The organism is Massilia sp. MS-15 (genome assembly GCF_020176695.1).
In the GTDB taxonomy this organism is placed as follows: domain Bacteria; phylum Pseudomonadota; class Gammaproteobacteria; order Burkholderiales; family Burkholderiaceae_D; genus Telluria; species Telluria hydrophila.
Genome location: NZ_JAIWIA010000001.1, coordinates 1 through 16,003 on the forward strand (window position 1 = coordinate 1; position 16,003 = coordinate 16,003).

Sequence of the window (16,003 nt, forward strand, 5' to 3'; positions counted from 1 at the left end):
GCCGCCATGCGCTCAGTTCGAGCACATCAAGGCGCCTTTAGCCTTGGCTCCTGCTTCATGACCCCAGGGGACATTTCTACTTTGCAGAACAGGGGACATTTCTATTTAGCGTTGACAATACCTGTTTTGAGAAAATGCGCACTCCGCAAAAAAGAACTTACAGGGACGTTGCCATGCGCGCCAGGACGGTCTCGCGGCCAAACAATTCCAGCACCGCGTCGATGGCCGGGGTCTGCAGCTGGCCGGTCACGATCAGGCGCAGCGGCATGGCGATCTGCGGCATCTTGAGGCCATGGGCAGCCAGTACTTCCTTGAGCAGGGCGGCGATCGCGGCCTTGTTCCACTCGACCGTCTTGCAGCGCTCGGCAAAGGCGGCCAGCGCCGGGCGCACGGCGTCGGTCAGGTGCTGGGCCAGTAGCGCGGCATCGGGCCTGGGCGCGCGGTAGAACAGCATGGCGGTATCGGCCAGTTCGTTGATGGTATTGGTGCGGTCCTTCACCAGGGCGAACACGGTCGGCAGGGCCGGAGCGCCTTCGAACTGCGCGCCTTCGCGTTCGAGCACCGGGCGTGCCAGCGCAGCCAGGCGCTCGTTGTCGGCCTGCTTGATGTAGTGGTTGTTCAGCCAGGCCAGCTTCTCCGGGTTGAACTGGGCCGCCGACGCCGTCAGGTGATCGAGGTTGAACCACTCGGTGAACTGCTCCATCGAGAAGATCTCGTCATCGCCGTGGCTCCAGCCCAGGCGCGCCAGGTAGTTCAGCATCGCTTCCGGCAGGTAGCCCTGTTCCGGGTACTGCATCACGCTGACCGCGCCGTGGCGCTTGGACAGCTTCTGGCCATCGGCGCCCAGGATCATCGGCAGGTGGCCGTACTGCGGCAGCTCGGCGCCGAGCGCGCGCAGGATGTTGATCTGGCGCGGCGTGTTGTTCACGTGGTCGTCGCCGCGCAGCACGTGGGTGATCTTCATGTCCCAGTCGTCGACCGAGACGCAGAAGTTGTAGGTCGGGGTGCCGTCCGGGCGCGCGATGACCAGGTCGTCGAGTTCCTTGTTGGCGATGGTGATCGGGCCCTTGACCACGTCGTTCCAGGTCACTTCGCCATCCAGCGGGTTCCTGAAGCGCACCACGGGCTTCACGCCTTCCGGCCGAGGGGGCAGGGTCTTGCCCGGTTCCGGGCGCCAGGTGCCGTCGTAGCGCGGCTTTTCGCCGGCCGCCCGCATGCGCTCGCGCATCGCCTCGACTTCTTCCGGCGAGCAGTAGCACAGGTAGGCCGTGCCCTGCTCCAGCATCGAGGCGACCACCTCGCGATAGCGGTCCATGCGCTGCATCTGGTAGAACGGGCCTTCGTCGTGCGACAGGCCGAGCCACTGCATGCCGTCCAGGATCGCCTGCACGGCTTCCGGCGTCGAGCGTTCCAGATCGGTGTCTTCGATGCGCAGGATGAAGCTGCCGCCGAAGTGGCGGGCGTAGGCCCAGGAATACAGCGCGGTGCGGGCGCCGCCCAGGTGGAGGTAGCCGGTCGGGCTGGGAGCAAAGCGGGTGCGGACGGTCATGTCTGGATGCGGAAAAGGTAAAGGGCCTATTCTACCCCGCCACCGGGCGCCGCGGAACGCGCCAGGGAAGGCGCCGGCCCGCCTTAATGCAGCACCAGCGGCGCGATCCCCGCGTCCGCCCCCGTCCCCAGTTCGATCCCGCCCTGGCGCGCCAGCATGGCGGCCACCCCCGCTGGCGGCAGCGGCCGAGCGAACAGGTAGCCCTGGGCGACGTCGCAGCCCATCGCGCACAAATCGGCCAGCTGCTCGGGCGTCTCGACCGCCTCGGCGATCACGTTCAGGCCCAGCCGGTGCGCCATCGCCACGATCGCCTCGGCCAGCGCGTACGAGCGGCCATCCCTGGATCCGCCGTCCGCGCCTGCGCCCGCGCGCGCCGCCAGCCGGCGCACGAACAGGCCGTCCATCTTGAGAATGTCCACCGGTAGCTCGGACAGGTAGTTCAGGCTCGAGTAGCCGGTGCCGAAATCGTCGATCGATACCAGCACCCCGGCCTGGCGCAACTGGTTCATCAGCGCGCAGTTGGCGTCCAGGTCCTCGATCAGCATGCCCTCGGTGATCTCGAGGTCGAGGCAGCGCGCCGGCATGCCGGTCTCGCGCAGGATGGCGAGCACGCGCGCCAGCAAGGCCGGCTCCTTCAGCTGGCGCGCCGACAGGTTGACCGCGGTCTTGATTTCCGGGAGCCCGGCCGCGCGCCAGGCGCGGTTCTGCAGGCAGGCGGTGCGCAGCGCCCAGTCGCCGATCGGGACGATCATCCCGGTTTCCTCGGCCAGCGGGATGAAGCGTCCGGGCGCCACCAGGCCATATTCCGGATGCTGCCAGCGCAGCAGCGCCTCGACCCCGACCACGCGCCTGGTGGCCAGGTCGACCTGCGGCTGGTATTCGAGGAACAGCTGGCCCTGGGCCAGGGCGTCGCGCAGGCCGTTCTTGAGGGCCATGCGCTCGCTCTGTGGCTGGGCCCAGTCGCCCGAATACACCTGCACGCTGTTTTCGCCCATGCGCTTGGCGCTGCGCATGGCGCTGTCGGCACGCCGCAGCAGCGCATCGAGGTCGCAGTCGGCCGCCGGGTACAGGGCCACGCCCACCGCCAGCGTCACGAAGCACTCGCGCCCGCCGACCACCAGCGGCAGGCCGAAGCGGTCCAGGATCTTCTCGGCCACCGCCTGGGCGTCGGAAGCGAACACCAGGTCTTCCAGCAGCGCGATGAACTCGTCGCCGCTCCAGCGTCCCACGGAATCGGTGGCGCGCAGGCATTGGCGGATCGCCTGGCCCGCCTGGCTCAGCAGGGCGTCGCCCGCCTCGCAGCCGAGGGCATGGTTGATCTCCTTGAAGCCGTTGATATTGAGCAGCAGCAGGGCCACCAGGCGGCGGTTGCGGCTGGCGCGCCGCATGGCGTCGCGCAGGCGCTCGCGCAGCAGCTTGCGGCTGAGCAGGCCGGTGAGCTGGTCGCAGCCGGTGCCGCCTTCGGCGCCGGGGCGGCTGTCCGGCACCAGCGCCGGCAGCTGCTCGTCGGCCTCGTGGCATTGCACCCGGTTGCGGCCGAGCGCTTTGGCCAGGTAGAGCGCCTCGTCCGCGCGCGCGATGGTGTGCGCGCTCGGCTCCCCCGGACGGTAGGCGGCCACGCCGACCGACACGGTGAGGGTGATGAGCTCGGCGTCGCCCCCGCCGCCGCCCCCGGTGCCCGTCTCGGTCGCGCAGCGCAGGCCGGCGGTGGCGATCCGGACGCGCTCGGCCAGCACCAGCGCGTCCGGCACCGGGGTCTCGGGCAGCATCAGCAGGAACTCCTCGCCGCCATAGCGGCCGAACGCATCGCTGGCGCGGATCTCGCCCTTGACCGCCTGGGCGAAGCAGCGCAGCACCTGGTCGCCCGCACCATGTCCGTAGGTGTCGTTGATACGCTTGAAGAAGTCGATGTCGAACAGGCACAGGCAGAATGGCCGTGCACTGCGGTCGCTGCGTTCCTTTTCCCGCTCGACCAGGCCGAGCAGGAAACGGCGGTTGTGGCAGCCCGTGAGTTCGTCGCGGATCGCCAGTTCATGGATGGTCGCCATCGCGCTTTGCAGCCGGACGAAGCCCTCGGTCTTGGTCAGCTCGAACAGCAGCACGAAGCCCAGCACCACCACGAACAGGCCGAGGTCGCACGCCAGGTAGAGCAGCGGCATGTCCAGCATCGGCCCCTCCGGCAGGGGCGGCGCAAGGAGGCCGAAGGCAGGCAGGCCCCACAGCGCGGCCGCGGCGGCGCAGCTCATCGCCAGCCACGCCAGGGCGCAGGCTGGCCCGCCGAGGAACATCGCCACTACCGGCGCCGTCAACAGCCAGCTGGCGGTGGGCGAACGGATGCCGCCCAGGAACCAGCTGAGCCAGACCATGTTGAAGAACAGCGCGCTCAGGTAAAGGTCGCGCGCCAGCGCGATGCTGCCGCTCAGGCGCAGTACCGGAGGCGCCAGCAGCATCACCAGAGAAGCGGCGAGGATTTCGAGCGCCGCCAGTTCCTGGCCCAGCATCCAGTAGACCAGGGCGTAGGCCGGTCCGGCGATGGCCGCCAGCAGCGACGCATTGATGACGTTTTCGGCGCGCGCGAGCACGGCGACATCCTGCCGCAGGTCGGCCGGTATGAACCGGTGGGCGACGTCGAGGTAATATCCACGCCACCCTTTTGTGCTGCTGTCGCTCATCGGAATCCCATGCGCCACACACGAAGCTTCGAGTGTAGGGAAGAAATTTCCTCTGATCTTTAATTTCAAACAGGAGTTTCTCGAAAGCGTTCACCCCTGCCGCAGCGGGATGCGGCGCGCCGGCAGCGCCCGCGCGCGCAGCTGCCCGCAGCCGCCATCAACCTCCTGTCCGGCCGAATCGCGCAGCGTGGTCAAGACCCCGCGCGCCCTCAACCCGGCCGCGATGTCCCGCGCCCGTTCCCAGCTGGGACGGCGGTAGGCCAGTTCCGGCACCGTGTTATAAGGGATCATGTTGAGGATGGCGTATTTGCCGCGCAACAGTTCGACGATGCCGTCCAGCTCTTCCGGCCCATCGTTGACGCCTTCGAGCAGGGTCCACTGGTACTGGACCGGATAGCCGGACAGGCGCGCATAGCGCTCGCCATGTTCGGCCAGGTCGCGCGGTTCCAGTTGCGGCGCGCGCGGCAGCAACTCGGCGCGCAGCGCGGCGCGGGTACTGTGCAGCGACAGCGCCAGCGCCGGCCTGACCCGTGCCGCGGCCAGGCGCTCGAAGGCGCGCAGGTCGCCCACCGTCGAGAACACCAGGTTCTTGTGCGCGATGCCGGCCTCGGTGCCGAGCAGCTCGATCGCTTCCATCACGTTGTCGAGGTTATGCGAAGGCTCGCCCATGCCCATGAACACCACTTTCTTCACGGGGCGGCGGGCGCGCGCCAGCACCACCTGGGCCACGATCTCGCCGCTCGTCACCTGGCGCAGCAAGCCGTCGCGGCCGGTCATGCAGAAGCGGCAGCCGACCGCGCAGCCGACCTGGCTCGACACGCACACCCCGTCGCGCGGCAACAGCACGGTCTCGACCGTCTGGCCATCGCCCAGGGCGAGCAGGAGCCGCTCGGAACCGTCGTGCGCCGGATGGCAGGACACCAGCCGCACCAGCGCCGCCAGCTCCGCGTCCAGCGCCGGCAGCGCCGCGCGCACCGGTTTCGGCAGGAAGTCGGAAGCGGGACGGCGCCCGCGCTCGTGGGCCGCGCCCTGCACCCAGTCGCGCAGCACGCGCTCCTGGTGCAGCGGCAGCGCGCCGAGCGCCGCCAGGCGGGCGCGGATGGCGGAAATGCGCATTGCCTAGTGAAGCCGGAATTTGACCAACTGGTAAAAAACTCAGTCGTTCCTGACCACGATGCTCGGGAACTTGCTGCTCATGTCCTTCGCCTTCTCGGCCACCTTGACCGCCACCTTGCGCGCGATCGCCTTGTAGATGGTGGCCACCGGGCCTTCCGGATCGGCGACCACGGTCGGGCGGCCGGAATCGGTCTGCTCGCGGATCGACAGGTTCAGCGGCAGCTTGCCGAGGAAGTCGACGCCGAAGTCGCGGCACATCTTCTCGCCGCCGCCGGCCCCGAAGATCTCCTCGTGGTGGCCGCAATTGGAACAGATATGGGTGCTCATGTTCTCGACCACGCCGATGATCGGGATGCCGACCTTCTCGAACATCTTGAGGCCCTTGCGCGCGTCGAGCAGGGCGATGTCCTGCGGGGTGGTGACGATCACGGCGCCGGTGACCGGCACCTTCTGCGACAGGGTCAGCTGGATGTCGCCGGTGCCCGGGGGCATGTCGACGATCAGGTAATCGAGGTCGCGCCAGTTGGTCTGCTCGAGCAGCTGCTGCAGGGCGCCGGTGACCATCGGGCCGCGCCACACCATCGGCTCGTCCGGGTCGATCATGAAGCCGATCGACGACACCTGCACGCCATGGTTTTCCAGCGGCTCCATGGTCTTGCCGTCGCGGCTCTCGGGGCGACCATTGATCCCCAACATCATCGGCTGCGAAGGGCCGTAGATGTCGGCGTCCAGGATGCCGACGCTGGCGCCCTCGGCGCTCAGGGCCAGCGCCAGGTTGACTGCGGTGGTCGACTTGCCGACCCCGCCCTTGCCCGAGGCCACTGCAATGATGTTCTTCACGTTCGGCATCAGCTTCAGGCCGCGCTGGACCGCGTGCGACAGCACCTTGGTATACACCTTCGCGCTCACCTTGCCCACGCCCGGCAGCGTCCTTGCGCCGGCCTCGACGCGCTCGCGGATGCTGGCCAGCTGGCTGGCCGCCGGATAGCCCAGTTCCACGTCGAACGCGAGGTCGGCGCCCGAGATCTGGATATTCTTGATGGACCTGGAAGAAACGAAATCCTTCCCGGTATTCGGATCGATAACCGCCGACAGGACCGCCTTGACGTCGTTCTCAGTGATGCTCATGTAGTTCTCCATGGTGAGGGCCGCAGTGTAGCGCAAAATGCCACATTGTTCGTACTGCCCCCGCGGACAGGCGCGTGGCGCACCGGAAAGCGGCGGCGGCGCTTGCAGCGTCCTGCGCATGGGGGCCTTACGCTGTTAAAATGCATCTTTTCCCAAACTCATAGCGCTTCGACCATGACCCGCAAGCTGTTCGTCACCACCGCCCTGCCCTACGCCAACGCTGCCTTCCACATCGGCCACATGATGGAATACATCCAGGCCGACATCTGGGTCCGGTTCCAGCGCATGCAGCGCGACGCCGACGGCCAGCCGCGCCAGGTGCATTTCGTCTGCGCCGACGACACCCACGGCACCCCGATCATGATCGCGGCGGAAAAGGAAGGCATCACCCCGCAGGAATTCGTGGCCAAGATCGCCGCCGGCCGCCCGCAATACCTGGACGGTTTCCACATCGCCTTCGATAACTGGTATTCCACCGATTCGCCGGAAAACGTCGCGCTGTCGCAGGGCATCTACCGCAAGCTGCGCGACGCAGGCCTGATCGTCACCAGGACCGTGGACCGCTTCTACGATCCGGTCAAGGGCATGTTCCTGGCCGACCGCAACATCAAGGGCGAATGCCCGACCTGCCACGCCAAGGACCAGTACGGCGACAACTGCGAAGTCTGCGGCGCCGCCTACCAGCCGACCGAACTGGTCAACCCGTTCTCGGTCTTCACCGGCTCGACCCCGATCCTGAAGCCTTCGGAACAGTATTTCTTCAAGCTGTCCGACCCGCGCTGCTTCGCTTTTCTCAAGGAATGGCTGAACACCCCGGGCCGCCTGCAGCCGGAAATGGTGAACAAGGTCTCGGAATGGCTGGGCGAAACCGGCGAAAAGCTGGCCGACTGGGACATCTCGCGGGACGCGCCCTATTTCGGCATTCCGATTCCTGACGCGCCAGGCAAGTTTTTCTATGTGTGGCTGGACGCGCCGGTCGGCTACCTGGCTTCGCTGAAGAACTATTTTTCAAAGACGGGCATCGATTACGAGGCCTTCCTGAACGACCCGGCCGCCGAACAGGTCCACTTCATCGGCAAGGACATCGTGTCCTTCCACCTGCTGTTCTGGCCGGCGATGCTGAATTTCTCGCAGCACCCGATCATCGACAAGCTGAAGGTGGCGGTGCACGGCCACCTCACCGTCAACAATGAAAAGATGTCGAAGTCGCGCGGCACCGGCATCTCGCCGCTGCGCTACCTGGAACTGGGCATGAACCCGGAATGGCTGCGCTATTACCTGGCGTTCAAGTTGAATGCGAAAGTCGAAGACCTGGATTTCAACGGCGAGGATTTCGTCGCCCGCGTCAACAGCGACCTGATCGGCAAGTACATCAACATCGCCAGCCGCTGCGCGGGCTTCATCGCCAAGCGTTTCGACGGTAAGCTGGCCGACAGCCTGTCGGCATCGGCCAAGGCCTGGATCTGCAAGGCCCTGATGGTCGACGGCGCCGAGCGCCAGGTCAGCATCGCCGCCGCGTTCGAAGCGCGCGAATACGGCCGCGCGATGCGCGAGATCATGGAGATCGCCGACATCGTCAACCAGTACGTGGATGAGAACAAGCCCTGGCTGCTGGCCAAGGACGACAGCAAGCTGGCCGAACTGCACGACGTCTGCACCACCGCCCTGATCCTGTTCCGCCAGCTGTCGATCATGCTGTCGCCGGTGCTGCCGCAGGTGGCCGCGCGCGTGGCCGGGTTCCTCGGCGACGAAGCCCTGGCCTGGAGCGACACCCATGGCGCCGCCGTCTATGAAAGCATGCTGGGCCGCGCGATCGGCGCCTACAGCCACCTGATGCAGCGCGTCGATGCCAAGATGGTCGAGAACCTGTTCGACAAGCCGGCCGCCCCTGCCGTGGCCACGGCCCCGGCCGCCCCGGCCGCTTCGTCGGCAGCGCCTGCGGTCGATGCGCCGGCAGCCGAGGCCATCGAGGAACTGGCGCCGGAAATCTCGATCGACGACTTCCTGAAGGTCGACCTGCGGGTGGCCAGGATCGTCAATTGCGAACACGTCGAGGGCGCCGGCAAGCTGCTGCGCCTGACCCTGGACGTGGGCGAAGGCCGCTACCGCAATGTGTTCTCGGGCATCAAGTCGGCCTACCAGCCGGAACAACTGGTCGGCAAGCTGACCGTGATGGTGGCCAACCTGGCGCCGCGCAAGATGAAGTTCGGCGTCTCCGAAGGCATGGTGCTGTGCGCCTCCGCCGCGGACGAGAAGGCCAACCCGGGCCTGTACCTGCTCGATCCGATGCCGGGCGCAACGCCGGGCATGCGCATCCGCTGAGCCGGCAAAGCCCGTCCGTGGTGCCCTGGAGGCGCCGCCGCGGGCGGCCGCCGAAATCAATCCGGGGTCCTGTTGCAGCGTTATAATGGCGCGTTTCTCTGAACCTCGCGCCCCTACGGCCACGCCGGCAGGCCCTTTTCAGACTCACGACAAGGTAGATAACAAGATGACCGAATTCACCCCTCTCCGCCATATCCCGCAAGCCAACGTGTTCCGCAAGGGCGACGTCTTCGTCCTGTTCGGTGAACTGTTCGGCCGCGGCTATGTCAATGGCCTGATCGACGAGGCGCGCCAGGCCGGCATGACGATCGTCGGCATCACCGTCGGCCGCCGCGACGAGGGCGGCGCCCTGCGCGCGCTTACCGCCGAAGAGCTGCTTGAGGCGGAAGAGAAGCTCGGCGGCAGGATCATCAACCTGCCGCTGATGGCCGGTTTCGACATGGATGCGCCGGAGGGCGAGCAGAACCCGACCGAGATGCTGTCCGGGATCACCCTCAAGAGCTGGCAGGAAGACAAGCTGGACTGGGAAAAGATCGAGCGCTGCCGCGAGGCCGGCGTGCGCCGCTTCACCACCACGGCCGCGACCGTGATGGCGGAAATCGACAAGCTGGTGCCGGACGGCGCGAACGTGTTCTTCGCCCACACCATGGCCGGCGGCATCCCCAAGATCAAGGCCTTCCTGGCCATTGCCAACCGCATCTACAAGGGCCGCGGCGAACGCTTCATGTCCTCGCGCGCCCTGCTCGACAGCGACCTGGGCAAGCTGATCCTGATGAACTTCGACGAAGTCACGGCCAACACCCTGAAGTACCTGATCGATGCGTCCAGCGCGATCCGCGAGCGCGTGACGGGGGCCGGCGGCGAGGTGCGCTACACCGCCTACGGTTACCACGGCACAGAAATCCTGATCGGTGGCCAGTACGTGTGGCAGACCTATTCCAACTACACCCAGGGCTATGCCAAGATGCGCCTGGAATCGATCGCCGAGGCCGCCTGGAATGCGGGCGTGCATGCGACCGTGTTCAACTGCCCGGAAATCCGCACCAATTCCTCCGACATCTTCGTGGGCGTCGAACTGTCGCTGTTCCCCCTGCTCACCGCGCTGAAGAAGGAAGGCGGCGGCGCCTGGGCCGAGCAGCAGTGGCAGATCTGCCAGGACCTGCTGGGCGAAGGCGTGTCGCTGCAGTCGCTGCTCGACACCATCGAACGCTACAACAACGACGCCACCAGCGCCGAGTTCCGCAACTTCGCCGCCTGGCCGATGGACAACACCCCGGCCCTGGCCGAGGTCATGATCGGCACCTCGGAACAGGTCACCGCCCTGCACAAGGACCGCAAGGCCCTGATCACCGATCACCTGTCGAGCCTGGTGCTGGAAGGCGCCGGCCCCCTGATGTTCCATGGTGCTTCGGAAAAGATCGCGCCGGTACTGTGGCTCAGCCACGACATCATCGCGCGTCAGCTGAACGAACTGCACCGCCAGGCTTGACGCAGCCATGCCGGGACGGAAGAATCTGCCCCGGCCACTTTATTTCTCTCTAAAAACCATGTTCTTCAAGAAACAACATTCGCTGTACGAGTCCGAGCACACCAAGTTCATCAAGGAACTGAAAGCCAAGCACCCGGGCATGGACGCGCGCCAGGTCGAAGGCCGCGCCCTGCTGTGGGACAAGGCGCCGCTGTCGCTGGACGAGCAGGAGCGCATCCAGCAGTCGCGCCTGCGCCAGCAGGCCTACCCGTACCAGACCAAGGTCTGAGGCCGGGGAAGCGCTCCCATGCTGCCAGTGCAGGCCGCGCCCGGTGCGCCGGCCGATTCCGGGCTGGTGGCGGAGCACGATCCCGCGAGCCATGATGCCGGCCTGAACGCGGCCGCCGACGCGGCCGAGGCCAGCATCGCGCGCCTGTACGGCGAGCCCCTGCTGCGCCTGCCAAGCGACCTGTACATTCCGCCGGACGCGCTCGAGGTCTTCCTCGATGCCTTCGAAGGACCGCTCGACCTGCTGCTGTACCTGATCCGCAAGCAGAACTTCAACATCCTCGACATCCCGATGGCGCAGGTGACCCTGCAATACCTGGAGTACGTCGAGCAGATCCGCCAGCGCAACCTGGAACTGGCCGCCGAGTACCTGCTCATGGCGGCCATGCTGATCGAGATCAAGTCGAGGATGCTGCTGCCCAAGCGCCAGGATGACCTGGTCGAGGACGCCGGCGACCCGCGCGCGGAACTGGTGCGGCGCCTGCTCGACTACGAGCAGATCAAGGCGGCGGCGCTGGCGCTCGGCGCCCTGCCCCAGGAAGGCCGCGATTTCGTGCGCCCCCAGCTGTTCGTGGAACAGGGCCTGGCGCCCAGCCTGCCGGACGTCGATCCCTGGGACCTGCAGCGCGCCTGGCTCGAGGTGCTGCGCCGCGCCAAGCTGACCCAGCACCACCGGATCGGGCGCCAGGAACTGTCCGTGCGCGAGCACATGTCGGCCATCCTGCGCACGCTGCAGGCGCAGCGCTTCGTCGAATTTTCCGAACTCTTCGCCGGCCAGGGCACGGTGCCGATCGTGGTTGTACACTTTGTCGCCATGCTCGAACTGGCGAAGGAAACCCTGATCGAGATCACCCAGGCCGAACCGTTCGCCCCCATCTACGTGCGCCTGGCCTATTCGCCGGCCTGAGCCGTAACACTTACCGCTTCCGATACCATGAAAATCATTTCCTCCATCGACGAACTGCGCGACCAGCTGCGCGGCCAGCTGCGCACCGCCTTCGTGCCGACGATGGGCAACCTGCACGAAGGCCACCTGTCCCTGATGCGCCTGGCGCGCCGCCATGGCGACCCGGTGGTCGCCTCGATCTTCGTCAACCGCCTGCAGTTCGGCCCGAACGAGGACTTCGACAAATACCCGCGCACCTTCCAGGCCGACGTGGAAAAGCTGGAAAAGGAAGGCGTCTACGTGCTGTTCGCGCCGACCGAGAAGGACATGTACCCGGAGCCGCAGGAATACCGCGTGCGCCCGCCGGAAGGCCTGGGCAATACGCTGGAAGGCGAGTTCCGCCCCGGCTTCTTCGACGGCGTGTGCACCGTGGTGACCAAGCTGTTCTCCTGCGTCCAGCCGCGCGTGGCCGTGTTCGGCAAGAAGGATTACCAGCAGCTGATGATCGTGCGTAACATGGCGCGCCAGTTCGCGTTGCCCACCGAGATCATCGGCGCCGAGACCTTCCGCGCCGAGGACGGCCTGGCGCTGTCCTCGCGCAACGGCTACCTGTCGAGCCAGGAGCGGCAGGAAGCGCCGGTCCTGTACCAGCAGCTGAACGCGGTCGCCGAGGCGATGCGCGCCGGCAGCCGCGATCCGCTGGCGGTCGAACGCCAGGCCATGGACCACCTGGCCGCGCGTGGCTGGCAGCCGGACTATGTGTCGATCCGCAAGCGCATGGACCTGCAGGCGCCGAGCGCGGCGGAGCTGGAAGCGGGTGCGCCGCTGGTGGTGCTGGCCGCGGCCAAGCTGGGCAATACGCGCCTGATCGACAATCTGGAGATCTGAGGCGATCCCTGCGGCGGCGGGCCGCATCCGCCGCGGCAACGCGCAGGGTGGGCAGATTTCCTGCCCACGCGGTGATCGTTAGGTGATGAATATCCGCACGGGCAGCAGCACCGTGGTGTGGACGCGTGGGCGGGAGAACCCGCCCACCCTACGCAAGCGCGCGACGGCTCAGACGCCCACCGACTGGGCCCAGGACAGGGCCGACAGGTGGGCCATGTTCAGCTCCAGCGGACTGATCCCCAGCGACTCCGCCAGCGAGGCCACCAGCCGCGAGTTCAGCTCGCAGGCCTCGGCCAGCGCCAGGTAGGGGCCGTAGCGCCCTTCCCGCCCCAGCAGCGCCTTGACGACCTCGACCGGCAGCGGCACCGTGTCCAGCACTTCCTTCATCGGCAGGCCCAGCAGGCGGTCGAGCAGCGAGAACATGCCGGCCACGAACACCTGCTCGCCCTCGCCGCGCAGGCGCTGGGCGGCGAGCAGCTCGGCCAGGCGCGCGCGCACCACCGCGGTTTCCATCAGCACCGGCGAATAGCCGCTCTGGCTGGCCGTCGCCAGCAACAGCACCAGCCAGCGGTACAGGGGCGCGTAGCCCATCAGCGCGATCGCCTGGCGCAGCGACTGCACCTCGCGCGCCGCCCCGAAGCCGGCCGAATTAATGTAGCGCAGCAGCTTGTAGATCAGCGCCGGATCGCGCTTGAGCACGTTCTCCAGGCGCGGTACGTCCTCGTTGTTCTGCACCATCTGCATCAGCTGCAGGATCACCTGCTGCGACGCGTTCATGCCCTTGACCGGATTGCCTGGACGCGGCGTCAGGTGCAGCTTGCCGACAAAGGCGTCCAGGCCGAGCGCGGCGCAGGCGTCGAAATCGGCCCAGCTCGCCACCGGGCGGCCCACCATGCGCACCGCCGCGTGGCGCGCGGCGGCATAGCTGCGCGCCTGGGCCGCCACGTCCTGGCTGGCGAACTGCACTTCCAGGTAGGAGGCATACGGCGACAGATTGCGCCCCAGCAGCTTCGGATCGGCGCCGCGGATCGACACCCCGACCCCGCCCACGCGCACCGCCTGCACTGCCGTGCGCACGGCGGGATCAGTGAACGTGCGGATGTGCAGGGTAAGCACGGTGCGTTCCGGCGGCAGCGCGTGCAGGGCGTCGGTAGACAGCATTTCCGGCACCGCGTCCAGGAACAGGACCTTGTCGCGCAGCAGCCAGCCATGCTCGGGATGCTGGACATGTTCGGCCACGAAGGCCAGCAGCGCTTCCAGGTGGGCGCCGCCGGCCGGCTTGCCGTCATGGTGCTGCCACGACAGCTCATAGCCGATCACGCGCTGCGCGGGGTCGAGCAGCGGCTCACGGACAATGAAATTGGTATGGTGCATGGCGGCGCCGGGAAAAAGTCTGGAACAGGCGCACGGCCCGAAGGAGGTCAGAATCCGAGGCTGTCGAGCAGGTCGTCCACCTGGCCCTGGTCGGCCACCACTTCGCTCTTGCCTTCGGGATTGATCTGCGGGCCGTTGAGCAGGCCATTGTCCAGCTCACGCCGGATCTCGCTCGGCGCGAAATCGATCAGCACCTGCACCAGCTGCTGCTCGAGGTTCTGGGCGATGCCGGTGATGCGGCTGATCACCTGGCCAGTCAGGTCCTGGAAGTCCTGGGCCATCATGATGTCCATCAGCTGGGCGCGGGTTGCCGCGGCACCCTGGCGCGTCTCATCCAGCCCGGCCACGGTACGCTGCGCCAGCGCCCGCCAGTCGGTCTCGGCGACAGCAGCGCCACCCGCATCCTGGTCCAGCAGCGCCTGCCACGAAGCGGACAGCTCGCCTGCGCGGCGCTCGATCCCGTCCTGCACCGGGCCGGCGGCATCGGTAGCGTCCAGCACGCGCTTGGCAGCCTGTTCCGACAGGCGCGCCACGTAGTCGAGGCGGTCGCGCGCATCCGGGATGTCGCTGGCCGCCTTCTCGATCAGCTTGTCGAGTCCGAGGCCGCGCAGGCTGTCGTGCAACGCGCGCGTCATGTGCCCGATCCGGCTCAGCACTTCTTCGTGCGGCGCCCCCTCCCCGGCAAGCACGCCGTCCATCTGTTCCGACATCTCAGGCTCCGGCCTTGTCCAGTTTCTCGAAGATCTTGTTGAGCTTCTCGTCCAGGGTCGCGGCCGTGAACGGCTTGACCACGTAGCCGCTGGCGCCGGCCTGCGCAGCCGCGATGATGTTTTCCTTCTTCGCTTCGGCGGTGACCATCAGCACCGGCAGCTTGGCCAGCGCGGGGTCGGCACGGATGTTCTGCAGCATGGTCAGGCCGTCCATGTTCGGCATGTTCCAGTCCGAGACCACGAAATCGAAGGACTCGCTGCGCAACTTGGCCAGGGCCATCACGCCGTCTTCGGCTTCGTCGACATTGGCATAACCCAGTTCCTTCAACAGATTCCGGACGATGCGGCGCATCGTCGAGAAATCGTCAACCACCAGAAAACGCATCTTTGGATCTGCCATGAATTACTCCGTTTGAATCTTGTACTTTGGTTGAGTGGATGAGCACCGCATAAACAGGCTCAAGAATAGCATTTTTGTTGCTCTACGGCGATAAAATGGCGGCGATGGCACGCCATCCGGATCAAACACGCAACGCCCGGCTGCCCTGGGCCGCGAGATGTTCGAGCACCATCCGCGGCAGCTCGTTCAGGCTGCCGACCTCGTGCGCCGCCCCGAGGGCGATCGCCTCGCGCGGCATGCCGAACACGACGCAGCTGGCTTCGTCCTGGGCGAAATTGTGGGCGCCGGCCTGGCGCATCTCGAGCATGCCCGCCGCCCCGTCCTTGCCCATGCCGGTCAGGATAACACCGACCGCGTTCTTGCCCGCCGCCGCCGCCGCGCTGCGAAACAGCACGTCCACCGACGGCCGGTGCCGGTTGACCGGCGGGCTCTGCTCGATGCGGGTCATGTAGTTGGCGCCGGAGCGCGCCAGCAGCAGGTGCGAGTGGCCCGGCGCGATGTAGGCGTGGCCCGGCAGCACCCGTTCGTTGCCGCTTGACTCCACCACGCTGATGCGGCACAGAGAATCGAGGCGCTTGGCGAAGGAACTGGTGAAGCCTTCCGGCATGTGCTGGGTGATCAGGATGCCCGGGCAGTCCGACGGCATCTGCATCAGGAAACTGCGGATCGCCTCGGTGCCGCCGGTGGACGCGCCGATGATGATCAGCTTTTCCGACGAGATCAAGGGGCTGCGCAGGGCCGACAGCTGGGGCGCCGGCGGCGCCCCCGGCGTCATGCGCCGGATGCGGGCGCGGCTAGCGGCGCGGATCTTGTCGGTAATCAGTTCCGTGTATTCGCGCATGCCGGTCTGGATCGAGATCTTCGGCTTGGTGACGAAGTCCACCGCGCCCAGTTCCAGCGCGCGCATGGTGATCTCGGAGCCGCGCTCGGTCAGCGAGGACACCATCAGCACCGGCATCGGGCGCAGGCGCATCAGCTTTTCCAGGAAGTCGAGGCCGTCCATCCGCGGCATCTCGACGTCCAGGGTCAGCACGTCGGGGTTGTGGCGCTTGATCAGTTCGCGCGCGACCAGGGGGTCGGGCGCGGTCGCCACCACTTCCATGTCGGGCTGGGAGTTGACGATTTCGCTCATCACGCTGCGGATCAGCGCGGAGTCGTCGACGATCAGTACCTTGATTGTCATGGGTCGTCCCTTTCAGGTC

At 66.8% G+C, this 16,003-nt stretch carries 13 protein-coding genes; 5 read left to right on the forward strand and 8 right to left on the reverse strand.

Features of this window, described 5'->3' with window-relative positions; genetic code table 11:
• Positions 1 to 157: 157 nt before the first annotated feature.
• From gltX to apbC, 4 genes are all read right to left on the reverse strand, one after another.
• Entirely contained in the window at positions 158 to 1,549 is a 1,392-nt protein-coding gene (gene gltX / locus LCI23_RS00005; RefSeq protein WP_224942135.1) for a glutamate--tRNA ligase, read from the reverse strand.
• An 83-nt stretch (positions 1,550 to 1,632) separates the two neighbouring features.
• Positions 1,633 to 4,221, reverse strand: coding sequence for a diguanylate cyclase (locus LCI23_RS00010; protein WP_224942137.1), 2,589 nt, complete (start codon positions 4,219 to 4,221; stop codon positions 1,633 to 1,635).
• Positions 4,222 to 4,311: 90 nt separating this feature from the next.
• Positions 4,312 to 5,337, reverse strand: coding sequence for an RNA methyltransferase (locus LCI23_RS00015; protein ID WP_224942139.1), 1,026 nt, complete (start codon positions 5,335 to 5,337; stop codon positions 4,312 to 4,314).
• Positions 5,338 to 5,376: 39 nt separating this feature from the next.
• Positions 5,377 to 6,465, reverse strand: a complete 1,089-nt coding sequence (gene apbC, locus LCI23_RS00020; protein WP_224942141.1) for an iron-sulfur cluster carrier protein ApbC — start codon at positions 6,463 to 6,465, stop codon at positions 5,377 to 5,379.
• 174 nt (positions 6,466 to 6,639) lie between these two features.
• Here apbC and metG point away from each other — a divergent pair, with 174 nt between their 5' ends.
• The 5 genes from metG (at position 6,640) to panC (ending at position 12,317) form a co-directional block, all read left to right on the forward strand.
• The gene (gene metG / locus LCI23_RS00025; protein ID WP_224942150.1) at positions 6,640 to 8,787 is read left to right on the forward strand and encodes a methionine--tRNA ligase; all 2,148 of its coding nucleotides are present in this window, start codon (positions 6,640 to 6,642) and stop codon (positions 8,785 to 8,787) included.
• Between the two features lie 166 nt (positions 8,788 to 8,953).
• Positions 8,954 to 10,276 (forward strand): hypothetical protein, encoded by a 1,323-nt coding sequence (locus LCI23_RS00030; RefSeq protein WP_224942152.1) that lies wholly within the window; start codon positions 8,954 to 8,956, stop codon positions 10,274 to 10,276.
• A gap of 58 nt (positions 10,277 to 10,334) precedes the next feature.
• Positions 10,335 to 10,544: a DUF3460 family protein gene (locus tag LCI23_RS00035; RefSeq protein ID WP_224942154.1), complete on the forward strand. Its 210-nt coding sequence runs from the start codon at positions 10,335 to 10,337 to the stop codon at positions 10,542 to 10,544.
• 18 nt (positions 10,545 to 10,562) lie between these two features.
• The gene (locus LCI23_RS00040; protein ID WP_224942156.1) at positions 10,563 to 11,450 is read left to right on the forward strand and encodes a ScpA family protein; all 888 of its coding nucleotides are present in this window, start codon (positions 10,563 to 10,565) and stop codon (positions 11,448 to 11,450) included.
• Between the two features lie 27 nt (positions 11,451 to 11,477).
• Complete coding sequence (panC, locus tag LCI23_RS00045; protein ID WP_224942158.1) at positions 11,478 to 12,317, forward strand: pantoate--beta-alanine ligase; 840 nt, start codon at positions 11,478 to 11,480, stop codon at positions 12,315 to 12,317.
• A gap of 168 nt (positions 12,318 to 12,485) precedes the next feature.
• On the opposite strand, the gene LCI23_RS00050 is transcribed toward panC, so the two are convergent.
• The 4 genes from LCI23_RS00050 to LCI23_RS00065 form a co-directional block, all read right to left on the reverse strand.
• Entirely contained in the window at positions 12,486 to 13,691 is a 1,206-nt protein-coding gene (locus LCI23_RS00050; RefSeq protein ID WP_224942166.1) for an EAL and HDOD domain-containing protein, read from the reverse strand.
• 47 nt (positions 13,692 to 13,738) lie between these two features.
• Complete coding sequence (gene cheZ, locus LCI23_RS00055; protein WP_224942168.1) at positions 13,739 to 14,401, reverse strand: protein phosphatase CheZ; 663 nt, start codon at positions 14,399 to 14,401, stop codon at positions 13,739 to 13,741.
• Between the two features lies 1 nt (position 14,402).
• On the reverse strand, positions 14,403 to 14,801 hold the full coding sequence (gene cheY / locus LCI23_RS00060) for a chemotaxis response regulator CheY (protein ID WP_005666673.1): 399 nt from the start codon (positions 14,799 to 14,801) through the stop codon (positions 14,403 to 14,405).
• A gap of 121 nt (positions 14,802 to 14,922) precedes the next feature.
• A complete protein-coding gene (locus LCI23_RS00065; protein ID WP_224942170.1) occupies positions 14,923 to 15,984 on the reverse strand; it encodes a chemotaxis response regulator protein-glutamate methylesterase in 1,062 nt (353 codons plus the stop codon).
• Between the last annotated feature and the right edge of the window lie 19 nt (positions 15,985 to 16,003).